This window comes from Sphingomonas sp. CFBP9019 (genome assembly GCF_034045155.1).
In the GTDB taxonomy this organism is placed as follows: domain Bacteria; phylum Pseudomonadota; class Alphaproteobacteria; order Sphingomonadales; family Sphingomonadaceae; genus Sphingomonas; species Sphingomonas aerolata.
On record NZ_JAXCWK010000001.1, the window covers coordinates 181,094 to 193,289 of the forward strand.

6 protein-coding genes are annotated in these 12,196 nt (G+C 68.0%); 1 reads left to right on the forward strand and 5 read right to left on the reverse strand.

Going from position 1 to position 12,196, the window contains the following annotated elements:
• Window positions 1-12 precede the first annotated feature (12 nt).
• The 5 genes from SOM18_RS00775 to SOM18_RS00795 are packed head-to-tail and all read right to left on the reverse strand — an operon-like array spanning window position 13 to window position 11,108.
• Window positions 13-2,310 carry a GH92 family glycosyl hydrolase gene (locus SOM18_RS00775; protein WP_320481157.1) on the reverse strand — a complete coding sequence of 766 codons (2,298 nt, stop codon included), beginning with the start codon at window positions 2,308-2,310 and terminating at the stop codon, window positions 13-15.
• Entirely contained in the window at window positions 2,307-3,728 is a 1,422-nt protein-coding gene (locus SOM18_RS00780; RefSeq protein WP_320481158.1) for a glycoside hydrolase family 125 protein, read from the reverse strand. The genes SOM18_RS00775 and SOM18_RS00780 overlap by 4 nt, the downstream gene beginning before the upstream one ends.
• On the reverse strand, window positions 3,725-6,262 hold the full coding sequence (locus SOM18_RS00785) for a glycoside hydrolase family 3 C-terminal domain-containing protein (protein ID WP_031439254.1): 2,538 nt from the start codon (window positions 6,260-6,262) through the stop codon (window positions 3,725-3,727). The genes SOM18_RS00780 and SOM18_RS00785 overlap by 4 nt, the downstream gene beginning before the upstream one ends.
• Window positions 6,259-8,844, reverse strand: a complete 2,586-nt coding sequence (locus SOM18_RS00790) for a beta-mannosidase (RefSeq protein ID WP_031439253.1) — start codon at window positions 8,842-8,844, stop codon at window positions 6,259-6,261. The genes SOM18_RS00785 and SOM18_RS00790 overlap by 4 nt, the downstream gene beginning before the upstream one ends.
• Window positions 8,844-11,108, reverse strand: coding sequence for a beta-N-acetylhexosaminidase (locus SOM18_RS00795; RefSeq protein ID WP_235188263.1), 2,265 nt, complete (start codon window positions 11,106-11,108; stop codon window positions 8,844-8,846). Before SOM18_RS00795 ends, SOM18_RS00790 begins: the two co-directional genes overlap by 1 nt.
• A 336-nt stretch (window positions 11,109-11,444) precedes the next feature.
• Here SOM18_RS00795 and SOM18_RS00800 point away from each other — a divergent pair, with 336 nt between their 5' ends.
• Window positions 11,445-12,182 (forward strand): GntR family transcriptional regulator, encoded by a 738-nt coding sequence (locus SOM18_RS00800; protein WP_031396151.1) that lies wholly within the window; start codon window positions 11,445-11,447, stop codon window positions 12,180-12,182.
• Window positions 12,183-12,196: the final 14 nt, after the last annotated feature.

Sequence of the window (12,196 nt, forward strand, 5' to 3'; positions counted from 1 at the left end):
CTCCATGAGAATTCAGGCGGCGGGGCGGCCGAACGAGGGGGGGCGGTCAGCGAGCTTCGCGCCGAACGCCGGATCGGGGGTGGCGGACATGGTGAAGCGCAGCGTGCCGCCGGCGACGAGGTCCGCATGCGAGATCCAGCTCTTCGTCCAGGGCTTGCCGTTCCAAGTGACCGCGGTGACATAGGGCGTATCGATGCGGTTGCCCGGCGCCTCGATCACGACCTTGCGCTTGCCCCCGACCTTGAGTTCGGCGCGGGTGAAGAGCGGCGATCCCAACACATAGACCGCCGCGACCGGATCGACCGGGTAGAGGCCGAGCGCTGACATGACGAACCATGCGCTCATCTGGCCGCAATCGTCATTGCCGATGATCCCGTCTGGCGCGCGCTTGTACATCGTCGTCAGGATCCTGCGGACCAGCGCCTGCGTCTTCCAGGGCTGGCCGACATAGGCGTAGAGATAGGGCACGTGCTGATCGGGTTCGTTGCCGTGCGCATATTGGCCGATCAGCCCCGATATGTCGGGCGGCGCGTCCCTGGGCAGCGTCGACGGCGCGGCGAACAGCGCGTCGAGGCGTGCGGCGAACTTCGCGTCGCCGCCGAAATGCGCGATCTGGCCGTAGAGGTCATGCTGGTTGAGGAAGGTCGTCTGCCAGCCATTGGCTTCGGTGAAGTCGTGGTAGCGCTTGATGTGGCCGAGCTGGATCGGGTCATAGGGCGTCAGCCAGCTGCCATCGGCAAGCTTGGGTCGCGCCAAGCCGATCGTCGGGTCCAGCACGTTGCGATAGTTCCGGCTGCGTTCGCGCAGGCGGGCGGCGTCGTCGGTCGCCCCGGCCTTCGCGGCGAGGGCGGCCATCGCCCAGTCGTCATAGGCATATTCCTGGGTCCGGCTGACCGACTCGTCGACCTGATCGGCGGGCAGATAGCCACGCGCGATATAGGTGCCCCGCGCGCGGCTGTTGACGAGGTCGGGCGCCTTGGCGTCGAAAGCACGCGTGCGGATCGCGGGCCAGGCGGCGGCATAGTCTGCGTCGATGCCCTTGGCTGCCGCCTCCGCCATGATCGCGACCGAATGCCAGCCGATCATCGTGCCGGTCTCGACCCCCTGGAGCGGCCAGCAAGGCGGGCCATAGGCGCTCTGCTGCGTCTGGCGGACCAAGTCGCGGACGAGCGACCGCGCGCGATCGGGCGCGACCAGTGTCAGCAGCGGGTGGAGCGTGCGGTAGGTGTCCCAGGTCGAATAGGTGCTATAGGCCTGTTCGCCCTTGGGCACGCTGTGGACCAGCCGATCGAGCCCGACATAGCGGTCGTCGACATCCGAAAACAGCGTCGGCGCGAGCATCGCATGATAGAGCGCGGTGGCCATGACGACGCGCTGGTCGTCGCTGCCACCGTCGATCTTCACGGTCTTGAGCGCGTCGGCCCAGTCGCCGATGGCCTGGCGCCGCGCGGCATCGAAGTCGCGCGAGGCCGAGGCGGCGAGGTTGGTCCGTGCGCCCGCCATGTCTACCGCGGAGACCGCGGTCCGTACGACGATCGGGGCGGACCCCGCATCGTCGTAATGCAATACTGCGCGCACGCGGTCGGCGGTCGCGATCGCGCCGTTGACGACCTGGTCGCCCGCATGGAGCGTGATCCGGTCGGGCTTGCGCGAGACCTGCATCGCGAAGTGGATGCGGCGCCCCTTGGCCCAGCGGAAGGTGCGGCGGCTGCCGATCAGGATGCCGTCCGATTCGAGTTCGATCCGGCTGTCGTCGATCAGCGGGCCTTCGCCCGGGCGGCTGTCGCGGTAATTGCCGAGATCGATCAGGAGATGCCCGGGGCCGGCAGGAAAGCGGTGCCGCTGCCAGCCGACGCGCGCTTCGGCGGTGAGTTCGGAGCGAACGCCGTTGCCGAGCGTGCAGGCATAATAGCCGGGCTCGGCACTCTCCTGCGCATAGGTCTGGCGATAGCCTTCGCCGGGCTTGTCGGGTGCGCCGGGGCGCAGCTTGACCGGGCCGCGGGCAGGCACGACGAGCACGTCCATCATGTCGGCGATGCCGGTGCCCGACAGATGGGTGTGCGAAAAGCCCATGATCGACGGGTCACCGCGATGATAGCCCGAGCAGTTCGCCCAGTTCTCCGTATCCGTGTCGGGACTGACCTGGACCATGCCGAACGGCACGGTCGCGCCGGGATAGGTATGGCCGTCGCCGCCGGTCCCGATCCACAGATCGGGCACCGCGCGCGACCGGCCGGCAAAGGCCGGCATCGCGCCGGTCAGCGCCAGCGCACCGGTCGAGCCGAGCAACGCGCGTCGCGTGAGCCTCATAACGGCGCCGCCAGCAGCGCAGGGCGGGTATCGGCAAGATGGACGAGCAGTTCCCCGAACAGTCCGTTCGTCCAGGCGAACCAGCTGCGCGTGAACTTGGCCGGATCGTCCTTGTCGAACGCCTCGTGCATGAAGCCGGTGTCGGCATCCGTATCGCGCAGCATTCTGAGGCAGCTGCGGACGGTCGCGTCGTCGGCGCCGGCAAGCGCGCGGATGATCAGCGACATCGGCCAGATCTGGCCGAGCCCGACATGCGGGCCTCCGATCCCCTCCGCCTTGGTGCCCTTGAAGAAATAGGGATTGGCGTCGCTCCAGGCCGCGTCCGAGGTGCGGCGCCAGAGCGGGTCGGTGGCGGGAACGCAGCCCATATAGGCGAGCGCGGACAGCGACGGCACGTTGGCGTCGTCCATGAAGACCGCGTTGCCGAACCCGTCGACCTCATAGGCCCACACCTCGCGGCCGTCGCGCAGCCGCATCTTGCCATGCGCGTTGAGCGCGGTCTCGACCTCGGCCGCGAGCGCGGTGGCATCAGCGGCGAGCGCGGTATCGTTGCGCGCCTCCTTCGCGACGACGGCCAGTTCACGCAGCGTCGTCACCGCGAAATGATTGGCGGGGATCAGATAGGGATAAAGGCAGGCATCGTCGGACGGACGAAAACCGCACTGGATCAGGCCGTTCGGCTTGGCGGGATTGCCCCAGCCCTCGAGCGCCATCGTCTCGGTATTACGGTTCGAGGCGCGCAGGAAGCTATAGGGTCCGCGGCCGTCCTTGCGCTGCTGCTCGCGGTAGGTGCGCAGGCTGGCGTGTGCTGCCTTGGCCCAGGTCGCGTCGAACGGGGTTGCGTCGCGCGTCGCCTGCCAATAGCCATAAGCGAGACGCATCGGGTAGCAGAGCGAGTCGATCTCCCATTTGCGCTCGGCGACACCCGGTTTCATCTCGGTCTGGTCGTGCAACGCCCAGCTCAGCTCGGTCTTGCCGGCGGGATCCTCGAGAAACGCATTGGCATAGGGATCGAGCAGAATCGATCGCGACTGGCGGGCGATCAGCCCGCGGAACACCGTGCGCAGCGCGGGATCGTTGCGGACGAGGTGAAGATAGGGGCGGAGCTGCGCCGAGCTGTCGCGCAGCCACAGGCACGGAATGTCACCGGTGATGACGAACGCGTCGGGGGCACCGCCGATGGTCGACATCCGCACGGTCGTGTCGAGCGTGTTGGGATAGCAGTTGCCGAACATCCAGCGCAGCTTCGGATCGGCGATCCGGGCCGAGACGCGGGCGATCTCGCGTTCCACCGCCCGGCTCTTGAACAGACGGTCGGCGACGGCGGGGCGCTTGGAGGGCAGGTTCGGGCGGGCGGCAAAAGCAGGGGTGCCGACGAGCGCGAGCCCGCCGGCGATCAACGAACGGCGATCGATCATTTGGGCAGCCCCACCGCTGCGCCTGTGATCGTCAGGTCGGTCCATTGTCCCTCGCCGTCGCCGGGCTGGCCGCCGCCGACATAGAGGCGATAGGCGCCGGGCTGGATCGTGCGCGTGCCGTCCCGCGCGACGCTGCTCATCGAGCGGGGATCGAGCGCGAACGAGACGGTGCGCGACTGGCCGGGCTTGAGCGCGACGCGGTCGAAGCCGACGAGCTGGCGCTGGAGCACCGCGGTGGTCGGACCGCCTCCGGTGGTCGCGGTCGGGACGAGATAGGCCTGAACCACCTCTTCGCCCGCGCGCACGCCGGTGTTCGAGACCTTCGCCGCGAGCGTGAGCGGCTGGCCGGCGGCGACGGTGAGGCTGGGTTTTGCCGCGGCATAGCCGAAGCTGGTATAGCTCAGCCCGTGGCCGAAGCCCCAGAGCGGCTTGCCGGTGAAGTAGCGGTAGGTGCGCTCCTTCATCGTATAATCGATGAAGGCGGGCAGGTCGCTGGCGGACTTGTAGACGGTGACGGGGAGACGACCCGAGGGGTTGTTGAGCCCCGCCAGCGTCTCGGCAATCGCGGTGCCGCCGGCCTGGCCCGGATACCAGGCGGTCAGGATCGAGTCGGCGAGCGACGGATCGACCGCCACCGCGCTGCCGCTGGTCAGGACGAGGATCACGGGTTTGCCGGTCGCGCGCAGTGCTTTCAGCAGCGCCTGTTGCGCAAGCGGAAGCCCGATGTCGGTGCGGTCGCCGCCGACGAAGCCGGGGACACTGACCGACAGCGCCTCGCCCTCGAGATCGGGCGACAGGCCCATCACCGCGACGACGACATCCGAAGCGTTCGCGGCGGCGACGGCGGCGGCGAGCATCGGCGCGGCGGGCGGCGTCCAGAGCAGGCGGATGCCTTCGTCGTCGCTGCGGTGATCGAGTTCGAGCCGGAAGGCGGCGGGCTTGCCGTCGCTGGAGACCGGGATCTCGACGCGGCCCTTCTTGATCTCGCCGGAGGTGAGCTGGCGGTCGCCGATCCAGAGGCGTGCGACGTCATGGACCGAACAGTCCTTCCAGCACGCCGGGACGTCGATCACCAGCGTATAGTCACCCGCGGCGGGCGGAGTGAAGACGCCCGACCAGCGGACGCCGAAGCTGCGGCCAAGCCCAGGCGCCGGACTGACGCGGTTGAGGTCCGCATCGATACGGCGTTCGGTTCGCGTCAGGACGGGCGTGCCGCCGGTCGTCCCGGTTCCGGCGAAATACTCCGCCTTCAGACCCTGTGGGAAGACGGTCTCGGGCACCACCACCGGCGCGCCGTCGGCGAGCACCGAGCCCTGGGCATAGCGGACATTGGCGGCACCGAACTGCTTGCGGATACCGTCGAGCGGGGTGACCGGGGCGACGGCGGTGCCGTGATAATTGCCCTGGAGCACGCCGATATCGTCGGCATTGGTGCCGATCACCGCGATCCGGCTGCCGGTCTTGAGCGGCAGGCGGCTGGCGTCGTTCTTGAGCAGCACGATCGACTTGCGCGCCGCCTCGAGCGCGAGCGCACGGTGCGCGGGGGTGTCGACCTGATCGGTGCCGATCTTGCTCCACGGGCTGTCGCCGCCGAACGCGATGCCCAGCGCGCGGCGGGCACGGAAGGCGCGCGTCAGCGCGGTGTCGACCTCCGCCTCGCTCACCAAGCCCTGGCGGACCGCGGCGGGGAGGCCGGCATAGGCGGTGCCGCAATTGAGATCGGTGCCGCCCCTGATTGCCGCTGCCGCGGCGCCGGGCGTGTCGAGCCGGTAGTGGTGATAGGTGCTAATGTTGCCGACCGCGTCGCAATCCGAGACGGTGAAGCCGGTAAAGCCCCAGTCGCGCCGCAGCCGGTCGACCATCAGCGGCGACGACGCGCACGCGGGCACGCCGTGGATCGAGTTGTACGCGCACATCAGCGAGAGCGCCTTGCCCTCGGTCACCGCCTGACGGAAGGCGGGCAGGTAGGTTGCTTCCAGATCCTGCGGGCTGGGGTCGACGTCGAAGCTGTCGCGCCCCGCCTCGGGGCCGCTATGCACCGCGAAATGCTTTGGCGTGGCGACGACCTTGGGGTGGAGCGGGTCGGGGCCCTGGAGGCCGCCGATGAACGCGACGCCGAGCCGCCCGGTCAGATACGGGTCCTCGCCATAGGTTTCCTGCCCGCGCCCCCAGCGCGGATCGCGGAAGATGTTGATGTTGGGCGACCAGATCGTCAGCCCCTCATAGATGCGGCGATCGGCATTGGCGGGCTTCGCATTGAAGCGCGCGCGTGCCTCGGTCGCGACGACGTCGCCGATCTTGCGGACGAGCACCGGATCCCAGGTCGCGGCCATGCCGATCGCCTGCGGAAACACGGTCGCATGACCGTTGCGCGCAAGACCGTGCAGCCCCTCGTTCCACCAGTCATAGGCGGGCAGACCGACCTTCGGATCGGCGGGCGCGGTGCTTTGCAGCTGCGCGGCCTTTTCCTCCATCGACATGGTGGCGACCGCGGTGGCGACGGGATCGGCGGAGGCGAGCAGGAGCCAGATCATCGGGCAAGGGTCCTCAAGGTGAGCGCTTTGCGCAGTGTGGCAGGCGACGCGGCCGACGCAACGGCGACGGTCCGCGTCTCGCCCGGCAGAAGGTCGAACCCGTCATCGGCGGGCTGCGCTGCCACGTCGCCGAAATCGAGCATGACCGCGCGGGCGAAGCGGCTGGCGGTGATCGTCGCGGTCGAGCCCGACCAGGTGACGCTCAGGCCCGGATCGGGATAGGCCATGTCCTTGGGCAACGCGCGTTCGATGATCGCACGGCTGGCGACCGCGTCACCGACGATTAGCTCGGCGACCGCATAGCTGGCCCCCGGCGCGGCGCTGCCGAACAGCGTCGCATCGGGGAGCGTCGCGGCGAGCGTCGACGAGAGCGGCGGCAGCGTCGCGGGCTTGGTGGTGTCGTTCAGCACGGTGCCCGCCATGTCCATCGCGCGCACCCGCCAGCGCGCGGCGATCGGCGTGGTCGCGTCGGAGATCAGCGAGATCCGCGTCGCGCCATCCTTGTGCTCCGCGGCGATTGCCTGGGGTGCGAAGAAGCGCCGCGCGGCATAGTTGAGCAGCTTCCACTGGCCGTCATGATCGATGCTCGCCCAGCTGATCGAGGGCCAGACGTCGTTCAGCTGCCAGTAGAGCGATCCCATCGTCACCGGGCGGCACGCACGGTGATGCAGCGCGGCGATGCGGATCGCCTCGGCCTGGTTGACCTGCGTGAGATAGACGAGATCGGCGAAGTCCTTCGCCGGGCGCAGGCGATCGCGCAGGTACATCAGCAGGCGCTCATTGCCCTCGCCGGCGAGGAACTTCTGATGCGCCTTCATCACCGGGCTGTCGGCGGCAAGCGGGCCCTTGCCCGCGAAGGCGCGGATCGTCGCGAGGTCCGGCATCGCCTGGAACCCATATTCAGACATGAAACGCGGGCAGCTGTCTAGATAGCGTTCGACCGGCTTCGATCCGGACCAAACATCCCAAAAATGGCGATCGCCGTCCTTGTCGGTGTCGGTCGGGCCCTCATAATCGGTCGAGGGGGAGCCCGGCCAATAGGGCGTGCCGGGCGAATATTGCGTCACCGCCTGGCGCAGCACGCGGTCGAACAGAACCGCCATGCCCGCGCCGATCCGCTCCTGCTCGTCCGCGCCGACCGCCTTCTTGAACGCCTTGCGGTCGGACCAGTTCTCCCAGCCCGACAGCACTTCGTTGCCGCCGGCCCAGATCACGACCGAGGGATGCGAGCCGATCCGGGCGACTTGCTGCTCGGCTTCGATCCGGACATTCTCGCGGAATGCGGCGTCGGGCGGCGTGACGCTGCCGCCGAACATGAAATCCTGCCACACCATCAGCCCCATGCGGTCGGCCAGGTCGTAAAAGGCGTCGTCGAGATAATAGCCGCCGCCCCAGACGCGGATCATGTTCATGTTGGCGTCCGCCGCGCCCTTCAGGATCGTCTGCATATAGGCGGGGGTGACGCGCGACGGGAACATGTCGAACGGGATGAGGTTCGCGCCCTTGGCGAAGATCGGCGTGCCGTTGACCTTGAAGCCGAAGCTGCCGTCCTTGCGGATCAGTTCGACCGTGCGCAGGCCGATCCGCCGCGTGACACTGTCCTCTGCGGTCGCTTGCGCACCGGCAAGCGAGGCGGTGACGGTGTAGAGCGGCTGCGCGCCATAGCCGATCGGCTGCCAGCGCTGCGGGGCGGCGATCGTCAGCGGCAGCGAGACGCTGTTGCTGCCGGCGGCGAGCGTGACGCTGCGGTCGACCGTGACGGTCTTGCCGTCGGGGCCCGTGACCACGGCGTGGACGGTGGTGCGGCCGGGCGTGTCGGCGACGATGTCGAGCCTGGCCGCGATCCGCGCCTCGGCGTCGCTCAGATCCTCCTGCTCGACCCGGAACGTCTCGATCCGCGCCTCGTCCCAGATTTCGAGACGGACCGGGCGCCAGATGCCGATATTGACGATCCGGGGACCCCAGTCCCAGCTGTAATGATATTTGGGTTTGCGGATATAGGGCGAGGTCTGCTTGCCCTTGGGCTCGTCGCCGAACGCGCTGTCATATTCACCGGGCAGCGGATGCTTTTCGGCGAGCACCATCGGCTGGAGTGTGCGGATCGGCGAGGCGATCGTCACCAGCACCTCGTTGCGGCCCGCCTTCAGCGCCGATTTCGCGTCCACGCGCCAGCGACGGTGCGCGTTGTCGGTCTTGAGCAGCGGCGTGCCGTTGACGGTGACGGTCGCAAAGGTGTCGAGACCGTCGAATACGAGATCGAGATGGTCGCGCGCCAGCATCGCGGGCGTGACGTCGAGCACGCGGCGGAACTGCCACCGGGTCAGCCCGGCCCACTGGATCGCGCCCTCGTTCATGCCCTTGTAGGGATCGGGGACGCGGCGCGCGGCGATCAGGTCCTGCTGGACCGAGCCCGGCACCGTGGCCGCGAGCCATTTCGCCTCACGCTTGTGCGCGGCGACCGCGCTCGTGTCGGTCGGATCGATCCGGACCTGCCAGTCGCGGTCGAGCGTGACCACCGTCTTCGGGGCCGAGATCGCGGGCGAGGCGAGCGCGAGGAGAGGGAGAAGGAACCAGCGACGCATCAGCGTGTCTCCGTGAGTTGCATCCGCTCGACCGCATAATAGGGATCGGACGTGGGGGAGGTGAATTGCAGGCAGATGTCGCGGTCGCCGGTCAGCGCGGGAAGGCGGCCCCTGACGCTGAACCGGGTGGCGGCGGTTGCCGGATCGGGGAGCGGGAAGGTGCCGGCGACGACCGGCTTGGCACCCGCCACGGTGCAGCCGACGAGCACGATCAGCTCGCCGTGCGGGGTGACGTTATAGTGCCGGCGCAGCTTGGTATCTTCATGCGCCAGCGCATAATGACGCGGCAGGCGGGCGATATCGATCGTGAAGCCCTTGGCGACATCCATCGGCGCCGCAGGATAGGCGGTGCACAGGTCGAACAGGTCGATATTGTACACCGGTGCGTTCGCCTGCGCCTCGGGCGTCAGCGGCACGCGTAGCGCGAGCGATCCTTTTGGACAGGCGACCATGTCGGAGGCAGTGCGCGTCAGCAGTGCCTGACGGCCGGTATCGAAGAGGCGTGGCTCGGCGATCTGCTGACCGGCGGCGTCAAACGCGGCGGCGCGGATCTTGACCCCAGGTTTGATCGACAGCGGTGCCGTATAGGCGGGCGACCGTGTGCCGGGGGCCTTGCCGTCGAGCGTGTAGCGGATCGTGCCATAGGGCGCCTGCGTCGCCAGTGAGACCTTGGCGCATTTGGTGCGCAGCGCATCGCCGCGTGTGCCAGCGAGCGTATAGCCGACCGCGAACGCGCTGTCCGCGACCTGCATGCCGGACGTGCGCCAGCGGCCGATCTGCGGCTGGACCCGTTCGAGGAAACTGCCGAAGTCGCGCTTGTCCTTGCCCGACCAGGTGATCTCGGCGAGCGCGGCGGCGCGTGGGAAGATCAGATGCTGCATCTGATAGGGCGTGACGATATATTCGCTCCACAGATTGCCCTGTGCGCCGAGCACGTGATGCGCCTTGTCGGCGGGGATCCCCGCGGGCATCGGCTCATACTCGTACACGGTCTCGAGCGACTGGATGTCGATCCGGCCCGGCGGTTCGTCGCTGCGATCGCTTTGCAGGCTGTTGAGATAGAGCGTCGGTGCAGGCGACAGGACGACGTCGTGGTTCTGGTTCGCGGCCTCGACCGCGCCCTTCTCGCCACGCCACGACATCACCGATGCGGAGGCGGGGAGGCCGCCTTCGAGGATTTCGTCCCAGCCGATCAGGCGGCGGCCCTTGCTGGCGAGATATTCGCCGAACTGGTCGATCATCCAGCTCTGCAGTCCGTTCTCGTCCTTGACCCCGAGCTTGACCATCTGCGCCTGGACTTCGGGACTGCGTTCCCACTGATCCTTGACCGCCTCGTCACCGCCGAGATGGACATAGGTGCCAGGGAAGACCGCCATGATCTCGTCGAGCACCGTCTTGACGAAGGCGATGCCCTTGGGGCCGGGATTGAAGAGATAGGGGTTCACGCCCCAGTCGCTGCTGACCTTCGGCGTGTCGCCGAGGACGCCGAGGTCGGGATAGGCCGCGACGAGCGCCTGCGCGTGGCCGGGCAGGTCGATCTCGGGGACGACGACGATGCCGCGCTCGGTCGCATAGGCGACGAGCTTGCGCAGCTCGTCCTGCGTGTAGAAGCCGCCGACCTGCGTCCCGGGCGCTTCGCCGGTCGAGGGCGACGTCCGGACGCTGCCGATCGCGGTCAGCCGGGGATAAGCCTTCACCTCGAACCGCCAGCCCTGATCGTCGGTGAGGTGGAGATGGAGCGTGTTGAGCTTCACCGATGCCATCTGGTCGACGATCGCATAGAGCGAGGGCAGCGACTGGAAATGCCGTGCGGTGTCGATCATCAGCCCGCGCCAACCGAAGCGGGGGGCATCATCGATCGTGACCGCTTGAATCCGGACGGGCTGGCCGAAGGCGCGATCGGGGCTGATCAGCTGCGCCAGCGTCATCGCGCCATAGACGAGCCCGGCATCGCCCGACGCCGCGATCCGCACGCCGGACGCATCGACCGTCAGGCGATAGGCTTCCGCGCCCTTGATCGTCGCGTCGCGATCGATGCGGATCACGCCGCGCGCGCCGGTTGCCAGCGTCAGGCCGCGTTCGGTCTTCACATGGGCGAGGAGCAGACGGGCGGCGGCGGTGGTGCCGGCATCGCCGGGATCGGCGGACACCGTGCTGCCCGCCGCGATCGTCACGGCGCCGGTCCCGCGCGTCATCGCTGCGGGTTGCGGGACGAGCGGCAGGCGGTCCTGCGCATCGGCCACGCCGGTGGTGCCGAGCATCATGCCGGTCGCGATAAGCGCGCATCCGAAACGGGGGGGTGCGTTTGACCGCATGATTTCTGCTCCCGGTAACCGGCTCCTCACGGCCGCTGGTCGGGGAATGTAACCAATATAGGTCCAGACACAAGCCGTTGATTGGGCGGCGTCCCGAAAGCAGGTCCCGAGCCGCCGCAAAGTTTGCCAGTGTTTCAGCCGATCTGGTCGCATCGAACCGTTTTGGACGGAAATACCAATATAATCCTTGGCGCCGGTCTGGTTGCCGCGCGGCTGTGCTTTGGCTATCCTCCCGCGCCAGGACAGGGTGTGGCGCGCTTCGGGCTGCCAGTCAAAGGGGGGTACATGGCGTTTTCCGATGATATCGGACGCTTTCGCAAGGGCAATCCGTCGCCGCTCTATCTTCAGTTGCAGGATCTGATCCGCAACGCGATCGGCGAGAAGCTGCTCGTCCAGGGCAATGCGATCCCCGCCGAACGCGATCTGGCGATCGAATATGACGTCTCGCGCATCACCGTGCGCAAGGCGATCGGCGGGCTCGTCGAGGAAGGGCTGCTGACCCGGCGTCGGGGTGCGGGCACGTTCGTCGCCGGTCGCGTCGAAAAGAGCTTCTCGAAACTGTCGTCGTTCAGCGAGGACATGGCAGCACGCGGCCGCACATCGAGCAGCACCTGGATCTCGCGATCGGCGGGCCAGGTGAACCCCGAAGAGGCGATGGCGCTCGGCCTGTCGCCGGGTGCGCCGGTGTTCCGCTTCAACCGTATTCGCTATGCCGACGAGGAGGCGATGGCGCTCGAATTCTCGACCATCGCCGGCTATTGCCTGACCTCGGTCGATGGCGTGACGGACTCGCTCTATGCCGCGCTCGAAGCGGCGGGGAGCCGGCCGGTGCGTGCGCTGCAGCGGCTGCGTGCGGTGCCGTTCGGCGGCGAGCATGCGCGGATGCTGGGGGTCGATGCCGGTCATGCCGGGCTGCTGATCGAACGCCGTGGCTTCCTGCGCGACGGACGTGCGGCCGAATTCACGCGCTCCTATTACCGCGGCGATGCCTATGACTTCGTCGCCGAACTGGCCGACATCTGATCCGTTACACCGAA

What these genes read in the sequence shown, in the direction of transcription:
- SOM18_RS00785 (WP_031439254.1), bottom strand. Translation starts at nt 6,262, where the DNA reads ATGATCTGGCTCCTGCTCGCCTCCGCCGATCCCGTCGCCACCGCGGTC.
- SOM18_RS00795 (WP_235188263.1), bottom strand. Translation starts at nt 11,108, where the DNA reads ATGATGCTCGGCACCACCGGCGTGGCCGATGCGCAGGACCGCCTGCCG.
- SOM18_RS00800 (WP_031396151.1), top strand. Translation starts at nt 11,445, where the DNA reads ATGGCGTTTTCCGATGATATCGGACGCTTTCGCAAGGGCAATCCGTCG.
- SOM18_RS00790 (WP_031439253.1), bottom strand. Translation starts at nt 8,844, where the DNA reads ATGCGTCGCTGGTTCCTTCTCCCTCTCCTCGCGCTCGCCTCGCCCGCG.
- SOM18_RS00775 (WP_320481157.1), bottom strand. Translation starts at nt 2,310, where the DNA reads ATGAGGCTCACGCGACGCGCGTTGCTCGGCTCGACCGGTGCGCTGGCG.
- SOM18_RS00780 (WP_320481158.1), bottom strand. Translation starts at nt 3,728, where the DNA reads ATGATCGATCGCCGTTCGTTGATCGCCGGCGGGCTCGCGCTCGTCGGC.